The organism is Ruegeria sp. L12, assembly GCF_056531745.1.
The window spans coordinates 1-21960 of sequence record NZ_JBQFMH010000008.1 but is presented as its reverse complement, the minus strand read 5'-3'; the positions used below and the strand labels follow the sequence as shown (position 1 = coordinate 21960).

The following is a 21960-nucleotide window of genomic DNA, read 5'->3' as shown; positions in this document are numbered from 1 at the left end:
ATGCCGCACATGCACAATCCCGCTTGCGCGCCCAGGCGCAATTTAATATCCCATTGCCAGCAAAGAACGCAACTTCATTACCCACGCGAGGTCCAGATGAGTTTCCGCATCCAACCTGCCGCCCCGGCGCGGCCCAACCGTTGCCAGCTGTTTGGCCCCGGCTCGAACACGAAACTGTTCCCGAAAATGGCGGCATCGGCAGCGGATGTCATCAATCTCGACCTCGAGGATTCAGTGGCTCCTTCCGACAAGGACACGGCGCGCGCCAATGTCATCGAGGCGCTGAACACAGTGGACTGGGGCAACAAGTACATGTCCGTCCGCATCAACGGGCTGGATACGCCCTACTGGTACCGCGACGTGGTGGACGTGCTGGAACAGGCAGGCGACCGGCTGGATCAGATCATGATCCCCAAGGTCGGCTGCGCGGCGGATATCTATGCGGTGGACGCACTGGTCACCGCGATTGAACGCGCCAAGGGCCGGGCCAAACCCATCTCGTTCGAGGTGATCATCGAATCCGCCGCAGGCCTCGCACATGTGGAAGAGATCGCCGCATCCTCTCCGCGCCTGCAGGCAATGAGCCTCGGGGCCGCGGATTTCGCCGCCTCGATGGGTATGCAGACCACCGGCATCGGCGGCACGCAGGAAAACTATTACATGCTGCGCGAGGGCCGGAAGCACTGGTCCGACCCCTGGCATTGGGCACAGGCCGCCATCGTTGCCGCCTGCCGCACCCATGGCGTGTTGCCTGTCGATGGACCGTTCGGAGATTTCTCGGACGATGAAGGCTATATCGCGCAAGCCAGACGGTCGGCGACGCTGGGCATGGTCGGCAAATGGGCCATCCACCCGAAACAGATCGCATTGGCCAATCAGGTCTTCACCCCATCGGACGAGGCCGTCGCCGAGGCACGCGAAATCCTTGCGGCGATGGAGCAGGCCAAAGCCAATGGCGAAGGCGCAACCGTCTACAAGGGCCGCCTGGTCGACATCGCCTCGATCAAACAGGCCGAAGTGATCGTGGCACAGTCCGAGCTGATCGCAGCCGGAGGCTGAAAAAAGAGCGGCGCCCGAAAGGGCGCCTCCTTTGGATCACGGGAACGGATCAGCGGCCAAAGGCGCTATTCGGGACCCATTTCAGCTTTTCACCACTCTTTCCCCACTTCATCATAAGGCAGGCGGTGCCGTATTTCTGATAATAGAACATCTTAACTTCGTACCAACCGGCGGACGGAACTTCGACCTCAACCTGTTCGTTGTTCGTGCAGGGTTGTGACCCTCCCGCATTCCCGACGTTCTGGCCACCGATCCAAGCCTCCAGCCCATCATTGGAATAGGTCGTGAGTTCATAGATGCCCGGAGCGTCAAACTTGATGTAGCCCTGAATATCGGCCGCAACATTATAGTGCTCCGGGTGGGTCATGACCGGGTCACCTTTACGCGTATCGCGATAATCCAGCCCGCGAAGCGGAGCGCCGGGCTGAGCACCCGATTTTAACAAACTTTTGGCGCTGCCGATGGATTGAATTCTGGCAGGTGGCTTTCCCGCCCAGGCATATTTGACGTTCAGCCCTGATTTGAGCCCCGAGGGCTGCGGGCTTGCGGGCTGCAGTTTCAACGGCGCGGCAAGGCTGCCACCGGCGATCAACGCCAACGCGGCGACAAGCGCTCCTATCCGTAGTAAAGCCATGGTATTCTCCCTGAGTTCGCGCCGATTCTCGCGATCAGCGTCCTGTTGGGATCAACACTATGGCGCGAAATTTCACCGGGCAAGGTGGTTATGCTTCACAATTCAAACCTCAGGCGCACATGACTTACGACATCCTGCTGGCTCTGATTGCGTTCGCCTTCGTCTCGTCGATCACGCCGGGACCCAACAACCTGATGCTGATGGCATCGGGTGCCAATTTCGGTTTTCGCCGCACGATACCCCATATGCTGGGGATCGGGCTTGGGTTCACTTTCATGGTGCTGCTGGTCGGGGCCGGGCTGGTGCAGGTCTTCAACCGGTTTCCGGTCAGCTATACGCTGCTCAAAATCGCGTCGGTTCTGTATCTGCTGTATCTGGCATGGAAGATCGCCCATGCCGCCCCGGCGCAGGGCGGAAAGGCCGCGGGCAGGCCTATGACTTTCCTGCAAGCGGCAGCCTTTCAATGGGTCAATCCAAAAGCCTGGGCTATGGCCCTGACCGCAACCACCGCCTATACGCCCGGCCACACCTTGGCGGCGATTTCCGTTGTCGCGCTGATATTTGGCGCGGTGAACCTGCCTTCGGTCAGCGTCTGGACCGTTCTGGGCCAGCAGATGGCGCGGCTGCTGACAAATCCGCGCCGGTTGCTGGTGTTCAACTGGACGATGGCGGGGCTGCTGGTGGCGTCGCTTTATCCAGTGCTGTGGCCCTGAGCCCGCTCAGAGGCAGATCGATCCCGGTCAGCACACGCCGAACGCGCCCTTCTTCGCTGGTGGTCATCCGGCATCATTCCTTGTCTTCCGCGCCGCCGATTCTGCAGACTCTCGCGCCACAAATCTTGCTGAATTCACCGGGCGTGGTGAAACAAACATGATATACTGGTGCAACAGGCTGCAAACCGAACGGGTGCATCACGCACCCGAAGCGAGGATCGATATGCCCAAACTCATTAGCTTAGTTCGCCACATTCTTCTTATGTCTATCCTGACGGTAACGCCCGCTTTGGCGCAGGATACAAGTGTCCAAACGCAGGACATGATCGCCGAACGCGTCGCCCAGAACAGCCCTCGGGCCGAGACCTATATCAAGGATCGACCGATCCTTGGATGGACGCTGAGCAGCGATCAGTTCGACGATATCCCCGATGCCATTCGCGAAAATCTGGGTTCGGTCGATGCCACCGGGTATGACCAAAGCTATCTGGCCGAAAACACCGGTTCGATCATTGCACTGCAATTCCGCAAGGATGGCCCTGATTTCTATATCATCGGCAAAGGTACGTTTGATGAGGCCTACGAGCTGGTACCACTGGACGAGGTTGCAGCCAAAAACGCACGGTTGATCGAACGTCTGGCGCTGGCCCCCGACGTTCAGGCGATGTTCGAGACCAAAGCGCCGGGTCTGGTCGGGGCATTGAAGACAACACCGGTCGAGATGTTGCGCGTTTCGGATCTGGGCTATGCCACCGATCGGGAACTGACCATTCAGGCCCCGTGGGGTGAGCAGACGAAACCGGCAAATGCCGACGCGTTTCTGGTCTGGGATACGGGTGAAAACCAGTACTATATGGTCAATGCCGATGCGGATGGTCTGCCGTCCAGTTATATCCCGGCCAAATGATCCATTCATATGCGGGCGCGTTTCCGGGCCCGCATGCGCCTTCTGTTGCATTCCTCTGACGGCAAGGTCATATAGCGTGGAACTTCCGCGTTGAGAGGCGTCATGACCCAGTATCTGGATTTCGAAAAACCGCTGGCCGAGATTGAAGGCAAGGCCGAGGAATTGCGCGCGCTGGCCCGCGCCAACGAAGAGATGGATGTGACCGAAGAGGCCGCCGCGCTGGATGCCAAGGCCGCCAAGCTACTGGACGAGCTGTACAAGGATCTGACCCCGTGGCGCAAATGCCAGGTGGCGCGTCACCCGGAGCGGCCTCATTGCAACGATTATGTCGATGCGCTGTTCACCGAGTTCACCCCGCTGGCCGGTGACCGGAACTTTGCCGACGATCTGGCCGTGATCGGCGGTCTGGCACGGTTCAACGATCAGCCGGTGATGGTGATCGGCCATGAAAAGGGCAGCGACACCAAATCGCGGATCGAGCGCAATTTCGGCATGGCCCGTCCCGAAGGGTATCGCAAGGCCGTGCGTCTGATGGAGATGGCCGGGCGATTTGGCCTGCCGGTGATCACCCTGATCGACACCGCCGGCGCCTATCCCGGCAAAGGCGCCGAGGAACGCGGCCAGTCCGAAGCCATCGCGCGCTCGACCGAGATGTGCCTGAAGATCGGAGTACCTCTGGTCTCGGTCATCATCGGCGAAGGCGGTTCGGGCGGTGCGGTGGCTTTTGCCACGGCGAACCGCGTGGCGATGCTGGAACATTCGGTCTATTCGGTGATTTCGCCCGAAGGCTGCGCCTCGATCCTGTGGAAGGATGCCGAGAAGATGCGCGAGGCGGCCGAGGCGCTGCGTCTGACGGCGCAGGACCTGCACAAGCTGGGCGTCTGCGATCACATCATCACCGAGCCCAAAGGCGGTGCGCATCGCGACCGACCGGCGGCCGTGGAAGCCGTGCGCGAAGCCATCGCTGCCATGCTGAAAGAGCTGGACGGCAAGGATGCGGCGGCCCTTATCAAGGACCGCCGTCAGAAGTTTCTGGATATCGGATCGAAGGGGCTGGCGGCGTAAGCGTCAGCCGCCCAGACGCCGCAGCAGATCGACCGATGGCTTGCCGGTGACCGGCAGACCATTGGCGCGCTGATAGCCGCTGATCGCCGCCTCGGAGTTCTTGCCGATCACCCCGTCCGCGCCCTGCGTGTCGTACCCGGATGCGGTCAGACGGCGTTGCAATTCCTTGCGATCCTCCAGCGTCAGCCCGTTTTCATCCGGCCCGAACGAGGCCTGAAACGGTGCGCCGCCCGCAATACGGTCGGACAGATGACCCACACCGATCGCATAGCTGTCCGAGTTGTTGTACCGCTTGATCACCTGAAAATTGCGGAACACAGCGATGCGCGGGCCGGGTGTCTGCGGCTGCAATACGGCCACCGGCGTGCCGGATACGGTGCCAGCCTCTCCGCCCCAGGGCTGGCTGCGCACCCAACCGGCGCGCGCCAGATAGGCGGCGGTCGACGCTAAAGAATCCGCCGGATCCTCCGACCAGATATCGCGGCGGCCATCGCCGGTGAAATCCACCGCATAGGCAAGGTACGAGGTCGGAATGAACTGCGTATGCCCCATGGCGCCCGCCCAACTGCCGGTCATGTTGGCGGGCGTGGTGTCGCCCTCCTGAACAATCCTGAGCGCGGCCACCAGTTGCTTTTCAAAGAACGCGCCGCGCCGCCCGTCATAGGCCAGCGTTGAGGTAGCCGAGATCACCGGCACGTCACCGCGCCGCGCACCATAGCGGCTTTCCAGTCCCCAGACGGCGACGACGATCTCTTTGTCGACCCCATACTTGGCCTCGATCTGCGACAGGGTTCCCGCATGGCGCACCAGCATCTGCTTGCCGGTGCTGATCCGTTCGTCCGAGGCAGCGATGGCCAGATAATCCTCGAGCGAGCGTTTGAATTCGACCTGATTGCGGTCGCGCTCGATGACGTCGGGCAGATAGCCCGCACCCTGAAACGCCCGGTTCAGTGTGCTTTGCGAAATGCCCTGAGACGCGGCGCGGTTCCTGAAGCTGGCGACCCAGGCATCCCAGCCTGCGTTCGGCACGGCGCGCATACGGCTTGCCGGGGCCGAGCTTGGCGCGGTGCCCGTGGAACAGGCGGCCAGAAGGCTTGCCCCAAGCCCCATTGAAAAGGTTCGACGATTGATCATGACTGAAATCTGCTCTTGTTGTGATTTGCAGTTACGATAACCCAGCGCGGACGCTCAGACCAGAAGAGCCGCGGCTAAAATCAGCGGGTTAGATCGATGGGCAAAAAGCCGCTCAGGTCACCAGCAGACGCAGCCCTTGCGTTACGTCCGAGCGCACGGCCAGCCGCAACCCCGGCTCGTCCCCGGCCTTCAGGGCGGCGATGATCAGACGGTGGTAATGTGGCGGCTCGGTGCGCCGTAACCGCCCATAGAGGGCGCGCATCGTCGGCCCGAGCTGCAGCCAGACGGTTTCCGCAATCGCCAGCATCGCCGGGGCCTGCGCGCGCAGATAAAGCGTGCGGTGAAATTCCAGATTCGAGCGGATATAGCCCACCGCATCCCGTTTGGTGACCATCTCGGCCACGTTCATGTTGATGCTCTGCAACCGGTCGATCAGCGCCATATGCGCCCGCGGCAAGGCCCGGCTGGCCAGTTCCACCTCGATCAGCGCGCGCAGAGCGGCCAGTTCCTCGATGCGGTCACTGGTCAGTTCAGGCGTGGACACGCGGCCCGATGTGGACAGCGACAACGCCCCCTCTGCCGCCAGCCGCCGCACGGTTTCACGCGCCGGGGTCATCGACACGCCAAACTCTTTGCCGATCCCACGCAAGGTCAGCGCCTGCCCCGGCGCGATCTCACCGTGCATGATACGGGATCGGAGCGCGCGATAGACGCGATCATGGGTGGCGGTGTGAGAGTCGGCGGTGCGTGTGGTCAGCATGGGTTTATGTGATCACAAATCCCGCTCAGGTCAACCGCTGGCCTCGAACCGATAGCGGTGCAGATGCGTTCCATGGTCGCGCAACCACCGCCGCTGCTGTTTGCAGGGGCCATAGATCCGCTCGACCTGCGCCCAGAACGCGGGTGAGTGGTTCATTTCAGCCAGATGCGCCACTTCATGCGCGGCGACGTAATGCAGAATATCGGGCGGCGCCAGGATCAGACGCCATGAGAACATGAGCCCGCCCGCCGAACTGCACGACCCCCAGCGCGAGCGCGTATCGCGCAGGGTCAGGGTACTGTACGACCGCCCCAGCATCGCGGCATAATCATCGCAGGCTTCGGTCAGTCGGTCGCGGGCCAGCTCTTTCAGAAAACGGGCAAGACGGCGCGCCTCGGCCCCTTCGGGCACGGCGATTTCGGCATCACTCAGCGCGACCCGGCGGCCCGGGGCTGGAACGATTCGCCGCTCGACCCCTTCGATGGGGATAGATTGCCCGAATTGCACCATTGCCGCTTCGGGACGATCCTGCAGATGTCCCCGAATCCAACCCTCTTTTTGCTGCGCGAAATTCAGCGCCTCATGCTCGGCAACCCCGGTCGGGTAGGTCAGCGTAACCCGCCCGTCCAGTTGGGAAATCCGCAAACTGATGCGCCGCGCCCGCGCCGATTTGCGCAATGTCAGCGGCACCGGGGGCGTTCCCGGCAAAGCATGTCGCCCCATGGGCCGATCTCCTTCGCGCAAAGGCTTTGACAGTGCCTGCCGCATGTGGCAGGTGACCTGAATCATTGATGAGATTCACCTGATATCAAGGGGATTTGATATGCCCAAGGAAGAATGGGGCGTAAAGCGTGTCTGCCCGACCACCGGCAAACGCTTTTACGACCTGAACAAGGACCCGATCGTCAGCCCCTATACAGGCGAGGTCGTGGAACTGGACACCGGCAAGAGCCGGATGATCGCTGCTGACGCGGAAGATGCCGCTTCGGTCAAGGCGCGCGAAGCGTCGTCGGATGACGATATCGTTCTGGATGATGACGACAATGTCGATGTCGAACTGGACGACGATCTGCTGGACGATGATGACGAAGGCGACAACGTTTCGCTGGACGACATCAAAGACATGTCCTCGGAAGACGAAAACTGACAGGACCCGAGGCGGCCCGCGCCGCCTCGTCCCAGCCCTGCGGGATCGAGCGAAACTTTTTCATCGATTCCGTTTTTTGGGCTTGAACTCATCGGCGGCGTCTCATAAACGTCCGTCCACCGCCAAGGCGGTACCTGCATGGGGCCTTAGCTCAGTTGGGAGAGCGCTTGCATGGCATGCAAGAGGTCAGGGGTTCGACTCCCCTAGGCTCCACCAAATCCAAGCAGACTATCCCAAAGATTAGCTCCTCAGCGTTGTATTTCGCGTGTTTTGCGCCCGACCGAGATATCAGTTGTCATTTGCCCGTCGTCCCCTCTTTCAAGTTTAAAATCTGTGCGAGCTTGGATTTTGTCGTCGGGCATCGGCTAACTTCGACGCAGAATCAATGAAGATGCTGTCGAAGTGTCGCTTTCTGCGGCATGCTTGTCCTCAGACAACTTGACCGACCTTCTGTCTGTTAAACTGCGAGGCTACCTATGACGACTTTCAACGCATCCAACCGGCTTGCTGGCAAAACCGTTCTCATTACGGCTGCCGGTCAGGGTATTGGGCGCGCAACCTCTGAACTGTTCGCTGCGGAAGGCGCGCGTGTCATTGCCAGCGATATCAACGATACCACTCTTGCCGAACTCGGCCGCATGGGCGGAATCGAAACCCTCAAGCTTGACGTTATGGACAATGAGTCGGTGGAGGCTGCGGCGGCAACGCTGCCCAACCTGGACGTTTTGTTCAACTGTGCCGGTTATGTTGCCGCCGGATCGATCCTTGAATGTTCCGAGCGGGACTGGGATTTCAGCTTCGACCTCAACGTCAAAGCCATGTTCCGGCTGATCCGGCTGACCCTTCCCGGAATGCTGCAAAACGGTGGCGGGTCGATCATCAACATGTCATCCGTTGCCTCCTCCATGAAAGGTGTACCAAACCGGTTTGCCTATTGCGCCTCGAAAGCGGCTGTCATCGGGTTGACCAAATCCATCGCTGCCGATTTTGTGACCCAGGGCATCCGCTGCAACGCGATCTGCCCCGGCACGGTCGACAGCCCCAGCCTGCAGGAACGGCTGCGCGCAACGGGGGACTATGAGCAGGCAAAGTCCGATTTCATCGCGCGGCAGCCGATGGGCCGGATCGGCACTGCTGAAGAGGTCGCGGAACTCGCGCTTTATCTGGCCAGCGATGCCAGCACATACACAACCGGTCAGCCATTCGGTATTGATGGCGGCTGGACGATCTGAGCGACAAAGGAAACACGATATGAAATTGCTACGCTTTGGCCCGCAGGGCGCTGAAAAACCCGGGCTGCTCGATGCTGAGGGTGTCATTTGCGATCTCTCGGGTGTGGTCGAAGATATCTCCGGTGACGTACTCGGGGATGAGACGCTTGCACGGTTGCGGTCGATAGATCACAGCAGCCTTCCCAAAGTTGATGGCAACCCGCGTATCGGTGCCTGTGTCGGCCAGGTTGGCAAGTTCATCTGCATTGGCCTGAACTATGCCGATCATGCGGCGGAAAGCGGGATGGAATTGCCAGAAGAGCCCGTGATTTTCTTCAAGGCGACCTCTGCCATCATCGGCCCGAACGATACGGTCGAAATCCCGCGTGGTTCAGTCAAAACCGATTGGGAGGTCGAACTGGGCGTGGTCATCGGGAAAGCGGCCAAATACGTGTCCGAAGCCGACGCCATGGACCATGTGGCAGGGTATTGTGTGGTCAACGATTTGTCCGAGCGCGATTTTCAGCTGCACCGCTCGGGCCAGTGGGTCAAAGGCAAATCCGCCGACACGTTTGGCCCCATCGGCCCCTGGCTGGTGACGCGGGACGAGATTTCCGACCCGCAGGACCTGCCGATGTATCTTGAGGTGAATGGCCATCGATATCAGGACGGCTCGACCAGAACGATGCATTTCGGTGTGGCAACCGTCATTTCGCATCTGTCTCAGTTTATGTCGCTGCAACCGGGGGACGTGATCTCGACCGGGACGCCTCCGGGTGTTGGCATGGGGCAGAGCCCGCAATCCTATCTGAAACCCGGTGACAGGATGGAATTGGGGATTGAGGGGCTGGGCGTTCAACGGCAAGACGTCGTCGCCGGTTGATCTGCGGTTCCATACCAGCTTTGGAACAGGTTTCCAGAATCACCGACCCCGAGCGATAAGTTCGGGGTCTTTCTGTTGTCGACCGCCTGACACTTTGTTGTGGCCTGGCGCACTGCGAAGCAAAGCGTCTTGGTTAGTCGCTGACGGTTGCATCGTCCTGATGCGCGTCATAGCCGGCCTCCAGTTCGCCGCGCAGGAATTCACCAAAGTTCAAAGGCCCGAACTTTGCGGGCCCCGTTTCCGCAAGAGGTGCAATATCGGCCCAGACATGTGGATCGAAGAAAAAGGGCACCGAGTAACGCTCTCGCCCTGTTGAATTTATTACTCTGTGAGGGGTGGACAAAAGCCGTCCGTTCGTCAGCCGGTGCAGCATGTCGCCAACATTGACCACAAACGCGTCTTTTATGGGCGGGGCATCGACCCAATGGCCAGCTGGTGTCTGAACCTGCAAACCGCCGACATCATCCTGCGCCAGCAATGTCAAAAACCCGAAATCCTTGTGCGGCGCTGATCCATACAGATCATCCGGCGCCTGCGCAGGTTGCGGGGGATAGTGAAGCAGGCGCAACCAGATCGTTGGCGTTTCAAATGCCGCGAGGATCGAACGGTCCTCGGCACCGATCGAATCCAGGGCCAGCCCGAGTATCTTGCGGCCCAGCCCCGTCATCGCCTGCGCGTAAGCCTCGCAGGTGGCCCGGAACCCATCCAGTTCAGGCCACTGGTTCGGTCCGGACAGATAGACATCAGGGTCAGCCTGAGCATCTTCACGCATCATCATGAAAGATGCGGATTGATTGGGCTTTGTCACCTCTGCCAGATCCGAATTCACGTCCGTAGAGGTGTTGATCGCGATATAACCGCGATGCGTTTTGTTGAGCGCGATTGCCTGCTTGTCGGCCTCTGGCAATGCGTGAAACGCCTTCGACGCGGCAAACACAGCCGCACGCAAAGCGGGATCAATTCCGTGATTGACGACATATCCAAACCCGGTCTTGCCATAGGCATTGAGGAACTCTTCAGCCAAGCCGGTCGTGTCGTCGCCGTTTATCAGTGGCGCGAGATCAAGCACCGGGATTTCAGAAAATTCAGTCAACCGGGGTCTCTCCGAAGCTGCAAAGGTTGCGACAGAGTTTGTTTGCCCCACGGAACCTTGCTTTGGCAAGGTGTTGGCACGGTCTCCTGCGACATCGGGACTGCACCAGTGTTGACCGGCGCCACATCTTTCAGATTGCGATAAGCTGCAAAGCCAGTAATTATTCATCCGTATAATTTCAGGCTCGGACAAATATGGAAACCCCGGTGGGTGCAGAACGCAAGAAGTTCAGTCGAGAAAGTCCCGGGTCGCGGCAGGAGGCGCTGATCCTTGCCACGCTGGATCTGGTGGCCGAACGGGGCGTGCGTGGCGCCACGGTGCGGGATATCGCCCGGTGTGCGGGCGTCACGCAAGGGCTGATCCGGCATTACTTCAGCTCAAAGGAAGAGCTGATCGTTGCCGCCTACGCGCATCACATGAAAACCCTGACCGATCAGACACTGGCCCTGGCGCATGGTGTGACGGTCAATGCCCGTGCCCGATTGTCTGCGTTCATCCGGGCGTCGCTGACACCTCCGGTTGTCGACCCGCGCGCCATCGCGCTGTGGGCAAGTTTTCTGACCAAAGTACAGCGTGACCCGCAGATGAAGGCGACGCATGAGCAAACCTATGCCGCGTTCCGCGATGAACTGGAACGGCTGATCGCCGCAGCGCTGGATGAGGCGCGATGCCCCGTCCCCCCTGCCCGGTTGCGGCAACTGGCCATTGCCTGCAACGCGGTTCTGGACGGGCTCTGGCTTGAAGGCGGCGCCCTTCCCGATGCCTTCGCCCCTGATGAACTGGCAGAGATCGGTCTGCAATCGGTCTCATTCCTCATTGATCTGGATCTGACGCAGGAGGCCGAAAGCCAATGAAGCTGAGTACTATCACCGAACGGCTGGCCGGGTTGGGCGGCGGCAAATGGGAGGTACACCTGAAGGCGCGCGCGCTGGTGGAGGCCGGAGCCGATATCGTGGAAATGACCATTGGCGAGCCCGATGTTCCAGCCCCGCAAGACCTGTGCGAGGCTGCGATACTGGCGCTGCGGTCCGGGCGCACCCGCTATTCCAACGGACGCGGTGAGGCCGGGCTTTGCGCAGCACTTGCAGAAGCCTATTCCGCAAGTCGCGGACGCAGGTTTCGGACCGAGAATATCCTCTGCTTCCCAGGCACCCAAACCGCGCTTTATGCCGTGATGCAGGGCGTAGCTGAGGCAGGCACCGAGGTGCTGGTGGGCGATCCGATGTATGCCACCTATGAGGGCGTGATCCGCGCCTCGGGCGCCGAACCCGTCGCAGTACCGCTGCTTCCTGAGAATGGCTTTCGGCTGCAGGCTGCGGACCTTGCCGCCCGCATCACCCCGCGCAGCCGTGCCATCCTGCTGAACACTCCGCACAACCCCACAGGGGCCATCCTCAGCGCCGCGGATCTGAGGGATATCGGCGAACTGGCCATCAAACACGATCTCTGGATCATCTCAGACGAAGTGTATGAGCATCTGGTGTTCAACGGGGCCAAGTTCGTGTCTCCGCTCTCTGATCCGGCGCTGGCTGATCGGGTCATCGCCGTCTCATCGATTTCCAAGTCACACGCAGCACCGGGGTTTCGCAGCGGTTGGTGCGTCGGGCCTGCCGCATTCTGCGATGCGCTGCTGCCCGTCTCGGAAACAATGTTGTTCGGCAACCAACCTTTCATCGCCGACATGACTGAAAAAGCCGTGCGCGACGGATCATCGGTCGCGGCTGGCATGGTGTCCCGCTTCGCCGCGCGTGCGAGATTGCTCGCGCATCGGCTGCACGCTGAGACCGGGCTGTTTGTTCAACGCCCGGATGCCGGAATGTTTGCGCTGGTCAATGTGTCGGCCAGCGGACTGGACGGCGACGCCTATGCCTGGGATCTGCTGGAAAATGGCGTCTCGGTCATGCCCGGCTCGGCCTTTGGCGAAAGCCTGAGGGACTGGGTGCGGGTCGCCCTTACCATTGAGGACGCGCAGTTTGCCACCGCACTGGACCGCATCATCACCCACGCCAATAAGATAGGTCAGAGCGTCACATGACCACTCAGACGACCGGCGAGCCCTCGTCATCGCAAGACGGGGGGCAGTCAGGCAAACACCTCCTTGATCCATTGCTCAAAAACCTGTCTGGCCGGATCGTTGGCTTTGGATTTCTGGCCGCCGACAAGAAAATGGCTTTGTTCGATCGGAACCGCATCGCCCACAATCGCAATGAACCGGCCTGTTTCAATGGCGGTTTTGGCAAACCGCTCAAGAACCACCGCATACCCGCCGCCAGCCGCCGCGATATCCACTGCAGCGACGGTCGTATCCACCGTGAGGGAGGATGAAGGGACCGGGTAATCCAGTTCGAGCGCAGAAAAATACCGCTGCCACATGTTCTGAAACCCCAGAATCTGTATCTGCGGCATGTGCAGAAGATCCTCGGCAGACGCCTTTTCCGCCCCGGTTTCTCGGGAAGCGATGGGAACGATCCGCTCCTGCGAAATCTTTTGGAAAGGGGCGTCGCTCCATTCACCTTTGCCCAGACGCAGCTCGACATCGACATTCTCGCGCCCTGCAGACTCTGCCCAAATGTTCGACACCAGCCTGATCGAGAAATTGGGATGCTTCCGAGAGAAGCCTGGTAGCCTGTGCGCCAGAAACAAAGCGGCGGTCGAGATCGGCACCCGCACGACCAGTTCTTGTGACTGGTTGGCCCCGAACAGGCTTGATGTCGACAGATCAATATCGCCCAAGGCCCGCCGGACCGAGAACGCGTAGGCCTGGCCGACCTCGGTCAGACTGAGATTGCGCGCCGCGCGAAAGAACAAAGGACAGCCCAGCTGCGCCTCGAGCGAGCGAACATGCAGGCTCAGCGCGGTTTGCGTGATACCAAGTTCAGCCGCAGCGGCGGTGAAGCTCATATGCCGGGCGGCACTGTCAAAGGAGCGGAGCCAGGTCAGGTTCGGCGATTTCGACATTTTAGCACCAAATATTATTGGTCATTACCGGCTGTTTTATTCATTTTACACGAGGAAGCAAACGCCACTAGCTTCTCGTGACTGTCATCACGACATATCTTCAATTCGCATCGAAAAACAGGAGCACCCGCATGAAAGTAGGATTTATCGGTCTAGGGAATGTTGGGGGGAAACTCTCGGGTTCGTTGCTGCGCAATGGCATTGATCTGACGGTTCATGACCTGAACGAAGATCTGGTTGCGGAATTCGTCAGCCGGGGCGCCAAAGCGGCGGAAAACCCCGCCCAACTGATGCGCGATTGCGATGCGGTGATCACGTGTCTGCCGTCGCCCGCGGCCTCGGATGCGGTAATGCAGCAGATGCTGCCCGAAGTGACCGATGGCAAGATCTGGATGGAGATGTCCACCACTGACGAGGCTGAGGTCAAGCGCCTTGGGGCCATGGTGATGGACGCGGGCGGCGCAGCTGTGGATTGCCCCGTGTCAGGCGGCTGCCACCGGGCCGCGACCGGCAATATCTCGATCTTCGCGGGCTGCGACCGGGCCACGTTCGACAGGATTGCGCCGTTTCTGAAAACCATGGGCCGTCGCATTCTGCACACCGGCGATCTGGGCTCGGCCTCCGTGCTGAAGGTTGTCACCAACTATCTGGCGACCGCCAACCTGATCACCTGCTGCGAAGCGCTGGTCACCGCCAAAGCCGCAGGCATGGATCTGAACACCACCTATGAGGCGATAAAAATCAGCTCGGGCACATCTTTCGTGCATGAGACTGAAAGTCAGGTGATCCTGAACGGGAGCCGCGATATCTCATTCACCATGGATCTGGTGAAAAAGGACGCGGGCCTGTTCCAGCAGGTCGCTGACCGCCACAACGTGCCGCTGGAAATTTCACCCATGCTGGTTCAGATTTTTGAAGACGGAATTTCGCGCTATGGCGAGCGGGAATACTCGCCCAACATCATCCGCCGTCTGGAAGAGGCCACCGGTCTGGATATCCGCGCACCGGGCTTCCCGCCCGAGATGCTGGACGATGAACCGGAAGAACCGGGGTATGAGGTGATCCCGCAGGGCTCGCAGCTGAAAGCAGCCGAATAAGACAGGACGGCGGCAGCGATGAAACGGATCTATACCTTTGGCGGATATCCCGCGACCCGCAACCTGACGGTTGCGGATATCAGGGCGGGCAAGGGCAGGCGCAAATTTGTCCAGACCACTGCCGTCAACCGAACCGAAGCTGCCGCTGCCGAAACGGCCGGGATCGATCATCTTTCGATTGTCGACCACGATCTGCATGAGGTGCGCGCAGGTGCCCCCAACACCTTTACCACCGCCGCGCTGATGGCTAGCGATTACGAAACCCATCAGGACATCCTGCGTGCCGGTATCCGCGCCGCTGCCGCGGGGGCAGACGCGGTATATACCCTGCGCAGTTTCAAGGCGGTCGAGCTGCTGGCGGATGAGGCGATGCAACTGGCCGAGGATCTGCGCCGTCTGGAGGACGCCGGCGCCTATGCGGTCGAGCTGGAATGCGTGGCCGATGTGGCGATTGCCGAGATCAGCCCGCGCACCGGGCTGTTCACCCATTCGATCGGGTCCGGCGGGGTGGCGGATGTGATCTTTCTGTTTCAGGAAGACGCCTGCGGAGACACCGAAAACCCGCCACGTCATGCCAAGGCCTTTGCGGACATGGCCGGTGCCCGCGCCAAGCTGAAAGCCGAACGGATGAAGGGTCTGACCGCCTATCGCAGCGCGGTGCTGGATGGCAGTTACCCGGATGCAGCGACCGGCATTGCAATGAAACCCGGCGAGCAGGACAAGCTGCGCGAGGCGCTGGACAAGCGCCGCCCGTTCCACGAATAGGCCCGATCATGTATTGCCGGCCATCACGAAAATATCCCTACGAGCCACCTCCGGCCCGGCCCTGAAACCAAGGCTACTTTATTCAGGAAAGGGAAACCCCATGACGACCGCAGATACCAATCCGCAAGACAGCGCAACAACCCAGCCCAAGCCCGGCCCGATGAGCCGTGAATGGCATTGGCATCCGGAATTGCCGGTAAGATATGCCCCCTATTGGAACTGGCCGCCGAAACTGGGTGTGCTGGGGAAATGGGTCTGGCAGAACTGGCTGCAATTCTCGGACCGCTCGATCTTTCTGGTGCTGGCCTTTGTAGTGGCGTTCTGGCTGCAACCAGTTGGGCCAGAACAAGCCTCTTATGCCTTTGGCTGGATGTCCTGGGTGTTCATCCGAAACTGGGCGTTGCTTCTGATCGTCGCCGGTGGCCTGCACATGTGGTTCTATGGGGTCGACGGGCAGGGAAAGCTGCTGAAATACGACCCGCGTCCCTACATGAAGCGCAAGAATGCGCTCTATAAGTTCGGCTATCAGACCTGGGACAACATGTATTATTCGCTGGTCTTCGGGGCGCCTTTCCTGTCGCTGCTGGAGTGCTTTCTGCGCTGGATGTACGCGAACGATTATATCGGCACGCTCAGCTTTGCAGCGCACCCGATCTGGTTCATCGCGCTGTTCCCGGTGCTGGCGATCTGGCAAAGCTTCCATTTCTACGTGGTGCATCTGTTTCTGCACCAGCCGTTTATCTATAAACACGTCCACGCCGTACATCACCGCAACGTCAACACCGGCCCCTGGTCAGGCATGTCGATGCACCCGGTCGAGGCGTTCGGCTATCTCAGCGCTATCCTGATCGTGCTGGTTCTGCCCAGCCACCCGGTTCACATGATCTTTCTCGGCTATTGGCTGATGCTGGGCGCGGCGTCATCGCATTCAGGATATGAGGCAATCTGGGCAAAGGACCGTCAGGCCCTGCTGATCGGTGCGTTTTTTCACCAGCTGCACCACCGGTACTACGAATGCAACTATGGTAATGCCGAGATGCCCTGGGACAAGTGGTTCGGCACCTTTCATGACGGCTCGGAAGAGGCGACACGTATCACGCGTGATCGCAAACGCCAGATGCATGCGCAGGGTTCGGTGAACAATCCCAGGTCTTAACAGAAACCAACGCTCTGAATCCCGGAACTTCCCTCGTTCTGAGATGGAGTTTTGGGTGCCCCTAAATTTATAGACGCTTTGCTTGGTAGTTTTGGAAGCAAAGGATGCAGGTCCTTGCGGGAACCGAAACCAAGATCCATCTTAAACAGGGCTGCAAACTGGTAAAAAACCTGAGACCACCTCTGCACTCCCCCGCTATTTGCTGTGTGAAACCGAATGTCCGGTTCTCGTGAACTAGCTACTCGCTGTACCGGCGAGGCGTCAAATGCTGCCAGATTTCCGGTCAGGGCTCATCGCGACTTTATTCGAATGTTTGGTGGAGTTATGCCTGTTGCGCGTTGCCACATTCTCAATTGGCTCCGCTTGCTTCCACAGCGCATCCACTGCCAATGGCGTGAAGCAAAAAGCCCCGCGTGATGCGAGGCTAAGTGTTTGATATCCTACCTAGATGTTTGGTTGCGGGAGCAGGATTTGGCCTATACCGGACGTTAACGGAACTATTAATCTAAAAAGCCATCTCTAAGCATTCCCTGTCTGTTTGAAATAATGGCCGCTTTGGACGAAAAAGTAACAATCAAGAAACCCGTTTCAAGGTCCGCACTGAGCCCTTACCGGACATGATCCAGCTCTGACGCTCGCAGATGCGGCGTAAAATCGACTGAAGCTTTCAGCTGCGCCGCAAAAAGAAAAGCGGTCGTTCATAATGACCGCAGCGAGTTCCCGGGCATCAATGTCCGAGTTGCGGACATAGCGTGAATTCACGTCGCAAACCCCGACTTCTGCAATCTGCGCATCGCGACATCGATCTCCTGTACCAAGGGCGAAGAGCTGACCTCCACTGCGGGTGCAAGCAGGTTATGCCTTACGAGGCGAAGCGGACGTTCAGCCTCGGTTATGAAAGCCAAATTTAACTGGACTACTCAGAGGCTGCGCATTGTCGATATTTCGTGACATCAGTTAGACTGCGAGCAGGAGGGTTCTATGCAGCGCCGACTCGCCGCGATCATGGCTGCCGATGTCGTTGGGTATTCGTCGTTGATGGGCAGCGACGAGGCAGGGGTATTGTCCGCCCTCAAAACTCTGCGTTCAGAGATTTTTGATCCCGCAATTGCCAGACATCACGGGCGCCTCGTCAAGTTGATGGGGGATGGTGCTCTTGTCGAATTCGCTTCGGTTGTCGATGCCGTAACCTGTGGCGTCGAGATCCAGCGGGCAATGGCTGAGGCTGCTCCAACCCTCGCCAACGGGTCGCGGTTGCAACTTCGGATCGGGATAAACCTCGGTGATGTCATGATCGCCGATGGGGACCTCTATGGTGATGGGGTGAATGTTGCCTCCCGCATTGAAGGTCTGGCTGACCCAGGTGGTGTCGCGGTTTCTGAGAGTGTCGTGCACCAGGCAATGGGCAAGGTGGATGCCGGATTTGAGGATCTCGGTCTGAAAAACCTAAAGAACATCGCTGAACCGGTTCGAGTTTTCCGCGTCATGCCCGACAGAGCGCCCGCCTTCAAACGGCGATCAAACAAGCTACCATTGATGACCGGTGCATCGGTGCTGGTTGGTCTGGGCGTTGCGGGTTTGTTAACGTGGTGGATCAGCTTTGGTCCCGAGCCGCCCGACGCCCTGACCTTTGATGAAGCCGCTTTGTTGACAGAGCCAACAGGTCCGACCGTTGCGGTTCTGCCATTTCAAAACCTTAGCAATACGGACGCCCGCGATTTATTGGCTGTAGGCATTGGTGAAGACATCATTGTTGAGCTGGGGAGCTACCAGGACCTCAACGTCCTATCCCGCCAATCCACCCATTCCGTCCGGCCCGAGGAAAGTGACCCGCGCAGTATCCGGCAGAAATTCGGTGCAGACTATGTGCTGGAAGGTACTGTCCGGCAGGTTGCAGATCGTCTGCGTGTGACAGCGCGATTGATAGACACAAGCTCGGGGCTTCAGGTCTGGTCGGACGCGTATGACGAAAGCCTCACCACTTCTAATATTCTGGACGTTCAGCTGAACATTACCGAAAAAGTGGCCTCGGCTGTGGGTGACGCGGGCGGGGCGATCAAGCGCATTCATGCGGGTCATGCGCGAGCGAAACCTCCGGAACATCTGTCGTCTTATGAATGTTCTCTGCTGCGGGTTGGGTTTCTGAACCGACGAGATATGCAAGAGCGCGTCCGCGGCTGTATCCTGCGGGTCGTCGAAGAGGAACCCGAGTATTGGCGCGGGTGGGCGCAATTGGCCGAGGCACTGCTGACGGATGTGAAGCTTTTTACCGGGCTATATCCAGGGACGCAGGATGAGAAAATCCACCGTGCAGAAGAGGCGGCGCGGAACGCGGTGTCGCTGAACCCTTATTCTGCGCGCTCTCACTTCCTTTTGGCGCTTGTGCTACAGATTCAGCGCGATCTTGACGGGTTCTTCTCGTCTGCTGAAACGGCGCTGGCATTGGGGACTGATCGTTATCTGCAAGGGCAGATCGGCTATGAGTTCATTTGGTCTGGGCGTCTGGATTTGGGCGCTGCTCTTGTCGAAAACGCAATTGCGCTTGACCCAAATGCAGCGGACCCCAACTGGTATCAGGCGCTGGCTGAGTATCATTTCCTGAACGGAGACTATGAAACAGCGCTGAACACTTACCGCAAGGGGGCACAGCCGGACATTTGGTGGTCGGTTTCCATTGAGGTTGCAATCTTGGCCGAACTGGGTCCGCGCGATGCTGCCATTGCCGCGCGGGACAGGCTGAACAAAGTCCGTCCGGGTATAAAAATTGCTGACATTGTCTGGATGTATCGGCGCTTTGCGCGCCCTGATGAACACATCTTGCCTTTCGTCGAAGCCTACAGAGCCGTGAACATGCCCGAGGGACGGTTTGCCCCGCTTCAGGATAATGATAGTTCAGGCTAACCGACAGGGCGTGGTAAGGCATAGTGTGGTGCCAAGTCTGGCGCCGGTTCTTATTCGGGCACACCCGCTCTTTGCAGGCTTGCCAGCCAGATCCGTCGGTTTTCAGGATGGTTCTTTGACCCAGCGAATTGTCTCCGCATCGCTGAGATTGACAGTTTGGGGTTGATCTCAAGCGCAGCTTTGACGGCCTCTTGGGCATCGTCTTCCCTACCCATCTCGGCAAGAGTGGCCGCGCTCAACAAGTGATGAAACAGCCGCCAAGTATTGCTTGTTGCCACCGCGCCTAATTGCCGGGCTGCGTCCAGCGCTTCTTCGTAGCGCTCAAGATGAAACAAGATATGACCCTGGTAGAAGTACATGTTTTGAAGAAGCGGATCGCGCGGGCTTAACCGGATCGCCATCTCTATCTCTGGCAGGGCGCGGTCCTGCATACGAAACCAGTCATAAGTATGCGCCAATTCCAGCCGAATACGCGCGTCGTTGGGGTTGAGCGCGACAGCGCGTTCGAGATTTGCGATGGCTGGATCGGCCTCTCCTGTAAAGCGGTAGATATAGCCGAGGGCCGCATGCGCCTGCGCGTCCTGATCGTCCAGTTCAATTGCTCGCTTGGCCGCCTCAGTCGCGGCAATCAACGTGTCCTGAGGGGTATCCGACCACTGAAAGAAGAATATCGTTCCCAGCGCGCGAGCTAACAGGCTGTGCGCTGCCGCGAATTCCGGATCCACTGCGATGGCGGACTGTGCAAACGTCACCGCGTCCTGCTGGGCCTCTTGCGAAAACACGGACTGCCGCGCCCGACCGCGCAAATACAGATCCCATGCACCCATGTCCTCGGTCGGCTTTTCCTGCGATCGTTCTTCGCCGGACTGATAAATCTCGGGCAACAACTGACCCGCGATGGCTCGACTGATCTCGTCCTGAACGTCAAAGACATCCGTTACCTGACGATCAAAAACCTCGGCCCAGATGGTTTCGGCGCTGTCGACGTCAATGAGTTCTCCGCTGATGCGCATCTGACCATCGGCGCGGCGGACACTGCCGCGGACAACATAGCCAACCCCAAGGTCGCGCGCGATTTCGATCGGGGTCGCCTGATCCTGCGCGTAAGAGAACATCGTTGCGCTGGACACAACGAACAGTTCCCGGTTGCGGGACAGATGCGTAATCAGATCGTCGGTAAGTCCATCAACGAAATACTGACCCGTACTTTCGTCCCCGATATTGTCAAACTGCACAACGGCCAGAGAAGGTTTCCCGGTGTCCGGCAATCGCTGCCGGTCGGCAAATATAGAAAGCGACAGCATGGCGATTGCCAAAGCCAACAGAACACCCGCAACAAGAACGCCGCGTTTGGGAGCCTGGGTAATGCGCTGAGGCGGGTCATCCGATGCAACCGGCGCCACAAATTGGAACCCGCGCTTTGGAAAGGTTTTGATGTAGTCCGAGCTTGCCGCAGTGTCGCCCAAGGCCTTGCGTACTGACCGAATGCGCGTGTTCAGCGCAGCATCCGTGATCGCTGCGCCGTCCCAAATCTCGTCAATAATCTCTTGCTTGCTAACAATCCTGTCTCGGTTCCTGACGAGAAACTCCAGCAATTGCAGGGCTTGAGGCTCCAGAGCAACCGGTTCGCCACAGCGGTTCAATCCCTGTGTCGGATCAAGTTGGAACTCTAAAAAACGGTACATACTGAAACCTACACTCCGCCATGTCCTTGGCTCAACGAAGTTTGCGGATTGTCAGAGGAATGTCAGAAAAAATCAGCTTCCGATCAAGCCTTACGCATTTGCTGGGCGTAGCATTTTCGGGGGTTAGCGCTCCGTAGCATTACCCAAAGCAATAAGGAGATTGGATATGGCACAACTGAAGACACTTTGCACTGCGGCCGCGTTCGCTTTGACGGGAAGCACGGCATTCGCTGAAACGGATCTTGAGGCGGCATTGAACAACGGTGCCGAGCGCCTCAATGCCGATCAGATCGCTGAGCTTCTGATCGGAAATACTGTGACAGCCACGTCGGGAGAGAAGCGATTTCGCTTTTTCTATGACCCGAACAATGTCGTGAGCGGAGAGCTTACGAACGGTGGATGGAGCGGTGCCGGCGCATTTGCCATCACCGATACAGACAAGGTTTGCGTTTCCATGGCCGCCGACAATCGGCGCTATCGCTGCATGACAGTGCTGCGTGTCGGGGGCTCAATCCAAAAGTTCAGCGCCAATGGAAAGAGAACTTTCGAGCTGCACAGCTTTGAACCGTCTACTGGTCTCTGAGTTTCGGTTTCAAACTGGTTCTGACTCTGGACCTACCATTTTTCTGACTGAGGAAAGATGGTAGGTACAAATACAGCGGCCCTTTTCTGCATGCGCGGTGAATGTCCGCAATGCGGGATATTTTGTTGAAAAACTCTTCCTTGATCGATGCATGAACTGCTGATTCAATTCTTCCAGTGGGCGGGAGGATTGGCGATGATGGGACCGAG

Annotated in this window: 22 protein-coding genes and 1 tRNA gene; 15 read left to right on the top strand and 8 right to left on the bottom strand. The window is 58.8% G+C overall.

Going from position 1 to position 21960, the window contains the following annotated elements; translation table 11 throughout:
- Nucleotides 1-96: 96 nt before the first annotated feature.
- Nucleotides 97-1059: an L-malyl-CoA/beta-methylmalyl-CoA lyase gene (locus ACR0K9_RS13460; protein ID WP_480823905.1), complete on the top strand. Its 963-nt coding sequence runs from the start codon at nucleotides 97-99 to the stop codon at nucleotides 1057-1059.
- Between the two features lie 49 nt (nucleotides 1060-1108).
- On the opposite strand, the gene ACR0K9_RS13455 is transcribed toward ACR0K9_RS13460, so the two are convergent.
- Nucleotides 1109-1693 (bottom strand): PA14 domain-containing protein, encoded by a 585-nt coding sequence (locus ACR0K9_RS13455; protein WP_480823901.1) that lies wholly within the window; start codon nucleotides 1691-1693, stop codon nucleotides 1109-1111.
- A gap of 119 nt (nucleotides 1694-1812) precedes the next feature.
- Between ACR0K9_RS13455 and ACR0K9_RS13450 the strand changes: the two genes are divergently transcribed.
- The 3 genes from ACR0K9_RS13450 (at nucleotide 1813) to ACR0K9_RS13440 (ending at nucleotide 4378) form a co-directional block, all read left to right on the top strand.
- Nucleotides 1813-2406 carry a LysE family translocator gene (locus tag ACR0K9_RS13450; RefSeq protein WP_480824192.1) on the top strand — a complete coding sequence of 198 codons (594 nt, stop codon included), beginning with the start codon at nucleotides 1813-1815 and terminating at the stop codon, nucleotides 2404-2406.
- Nucleotides 2407-2629: 223 nt separating this feature from the next.
- Nucleotides 2630-3313 carry a hypothetical protein gene (locus ACR0K9_RS13445; RefSeq protein ID WP_480823899.1) on the top strand — a complete coding sequence of 228 codons (684 nt, stop codon included), beginning with the start codon at nucleotides 2630-2632 and terminating at the stop codon, nucleotides 3311-3313.
- 102 nt (nucleotides 3314-3415) lie between these two features.
- Nucleotides 3416-4378, top strand: coding sequence for an acetyl-CoA carboxylase carboxyltransferase subunit alpha (locus tag ACR0K9_RS13440; RefSeq protein ID WP_480823897.1), 963 nt, complete (start codon nucleotides 3416-3418; stop codon nucleotides 4376-4378).
- 3 nt (nucleotides 4379-4381) lie between these two features.
- On the opposite strand, the gene ACR0K9_RS13435 is transcribed toward ACR0K9_RS13440, so the two are convergent.
- From ACR0K9_RS13435 to ACR0K9_RS13425, 3 genes are all read right to left on the bottom strand, one after another.
- Complete coding sequence (locus ACR0K9_RS13435; RefSeq protein ID WP_480823895.1) at nucleotides 4382-5512, bottom strand: lytic murein transglycosylase; 1131 nt, start codon at nucleotides 5510-5512, stop codon at nucleotides 4382-4384.
- A 112-nt stretch (nucleotides 5513-5624) separates the two neighbouring features.
- Nucleotides 5625-6272, bottom strand: coding sequence for a GntR family transcriptional regulator (locus ACR0K9_RS13430; RefSeq protein ID WP_480534574.1), 648 nt, complete (start codon nucleotides 6270-6272; stop codon nucleotides 5625-5627).
- 30 nt (nucleotides 6273-6302) lie between these two features.
- Complete coding sequence (locus tag ACR0K9_RS13425) at nucleotides 6303-6995, bottom strand: M48 family metallopeptidase (protein WP_480823893.1); 693 nt, start codon at nucleotides 6993-6995, stop codon at nucleotides 6303-6305.
- A 100-nt stretch (nucleotides 6996-7095) separates the two neighbouring features.
- Between ACR0K9_RS13425 and ACR0K9_RS13420 the strand changes: the two genes are divergently transcribed.
- The 4 genes from ACR0K9_RS13420 to ACR0K9_RS13405 all read left to right on the top strand — a co-directional run bounded on the left by ACR0K9_RS13420 (nucleotide 7096) and on the right by ACR0K9_RS13405 (nucleotide 9513).
- Complete coding sequence (locus ACR0K9_RS13420) at nucleotides 7096-7419, top strand: TIGR02300 family protein (protein ID WP_480534570.1); 324 nt, start codon at nucleotides 7096-7098, stop codon at nucleotides 7417-7419.
- A 140-nt stretch (nucleotides 7420-7559) separates the two neighbouring features.
- Nucleotides 7560-7635: transfer RNA gene (locus ACR0K9_RS13415), tRNA-Ala, on the top strand.
- A gap of 260 nt (nucleotides 7636-7895) precedes the next feature.
- On the top strand, nucleotides 7896-8651 hold the full coding sequence (locus ACR0K9_RS13410) for an SDR family oxidoreductase (protein WP_480823891.1): 756 nt from the start codon (nucleotides 7896-7898) through the stop codon (nucleotides 8649-8651).
- Between the two features lie 19 nt (nucleotides 8652-8670).
- The gene (locus ACR0K9_RS13405; protein WP_480823889.1) at nucleotides 8671-9513 is read left to right on the top strand and encodes a fumarylacetoacetate hydrolase family protein; all 843 of its coding nucleotides are present in this window, start codon (nucleotides 8671-8673) and stop codon (nucleotides 9511-9513) included.
- A 133-nt stretch (nucleotides 9514-9646) separates the two neighbouring features.
- Here the strand turns inward: ACR0K9_RS13405 and ACR0K9_RS13400 are convergent, their stop codons facing one another.
- A complete protein-coding gene (locus ACR0K9_RS13400) occupies nucleotides 9647-10606 on the bottom strand; it encodes an isopenicillin N synthase family dioxygenase (RefSeq protein WP_480823887.1) in 960 nt (319 codons plus the stop codon).
- 194 nt (nucleotides 10607-10800) lie between these two features.
- On the opposite strand from ACR0K9_RS13400, the gene ACR0K9_RS13395 reads away from it, so the two are divergent.
- Nucleotides 10801-11460, top strand: coding sequence for a TetR/AcrR family transcriptional regulator (locus ACR0K9_RS13395; protein ID WP_480823885.1), 660 nt, complete (start codon nucleotides 10801-10803; stop codon nucleotides 11458-11460).
- Nucleotides 11457-12641: a pyridoxal phosphate-dependent aminotransferase gene (locus ACR0K9_RS13390; protein WP_480823883.1), complete on the top strand. Its 1185-nt coding sequence runs from the start codon at nucleotides 11457-11459 to the stop codon at nucleotides 12639-12641. Before ACR0K9_RS13395 ends, ACR0K9_RS13390 begins: the two co-directional genes overlap by 4 nt.
- 47 nt (nucleotides 12642-12688) lie before the next feature.
- On the opposite strand, the gene ACR0K9_RS13385 is transcribed toward ACR0K9_RS13390, so the two are convergent.
- Nucleotides 12689-13564 carry a LysR substrate-binding domain-containing protein gene (locus ACR0K9_RS13385; RefSeq protein WP_480823881.1) on the bottom strand — a complete coding sequence of 292 codons (876 nt, stop codon included), beginning with the start codon at nucleotides 13562-13564 and terminating at the stop codon, nucleotides 12689-12691.
- Between the two features lie 131 nt (nucleotides 13565-13695).
- Between ACR0K9_RS13385 and ACR0K9_RS13380 the strand changes: the two genes are divergently transcribed.
- The 4 genes from ACR0K9_RS13380 (at nucleotide 13696) to ACR0K9_RS13365 (ending at nucleotide 19483) form a co-directional block, all read left to right on the top strand.
- The gene (locus tag ACR0K9_RS13380; protein ID WP_480823879.1) at nucleotides 13696-14661 is read left to right on the top strand and encodes an NAD(P)-dependent oxidoreductase; all 966 of its coding nucleotides are present in this window, start codon (nucleotides 13696-13698) and stop codon (nucleotides 14659-14661) included.
- Nucleotides 14662-14679: 18 nt separating this feature from the next.
- Nucleotides 14680-15426 (top strand): 3-methyl-2-oxobutanoate hydroxymethyltransferase, encoded by a 747-nt coding sequence (locus tag ACR0K9_RS13375; RefSeq protein ID WP_480823877.1) that lies wholly within the window; start codon nucleotides 14680-14682, stop codon nucleotides 15424-15426.
- Between the two features lie 100 nt (nucleotides 15427-15526).
- The gene (locus ACR0K9_RS13370; protein WP_480823875.1) at nucleotides 15527-16582 is read left to right on the top strand and encodes a sterol desaturase family protein; all 1056 of its coding nucleotides are present in this window, start codon (nucleotides 15527-15529) and stop codon (nucleotides 16580-16582) included.
- A gap of 981 nt (nucleotides 16583-17563) precedes the next feature.
- Nucleotides 17564-19483, top strand: coding sequence for an adenylate/guanylate cyclase domain-containing protein (locus ACR0K9_RS13365; protein ID WP_480823873.1), 1920 nt, complete (start codon nucleotides 17564-17566; stop codon nucleotides 19481-19483).
- Nucleotides 19484-19533: 50 nt separating this feature from the next.
- Here ACR0K9_RS13365 and ACR0K9_RS13360 read toward each other — a convergent pair whose 3' ends face one another.
- A complete protein-coding gene (locus ACR0K9_RS13360) occupies nucleotides 19534-21168 on the bottom strand; it encodes a winged helix-turn-helix domain-containing tetratricopeptide repeat protein (protein WP_480823871.1) in 1635 nt (544 codons plus the stop codon).
- Between the two features lie 166 nt (nucleotides 21169-21334).
- Here ACR0K9_RS13360 and ACR0K9_RS13355 point away from each other — a divergent pair, with 166 nt between their 5' ends.
- Nucleotides 21335-21751: a hypothetical protein gene (locus ACR0K9_RS13355; RefSeq protein ID WP_480823869.1), complete on the top strand. Its 417-nt coding sequence runs from the start codon at nucleotides 21335-21337 to the stop codon at nucleotides 21749-21751.
- Nucleotides 21752-21760: 9 nt separating this feature from the next.
- Here the strand turns inward: ACR0K9_RS13355 and ACR0K9_RS13350 are convergent.
- Nucleotides 21761-21960: hypothetical protein (locus ACR0K9_RS13350; RefSeq protein ID WP_480823868.1), on the bottom strand; the 200-nt coding region annotated here is incomplete at its 5' end.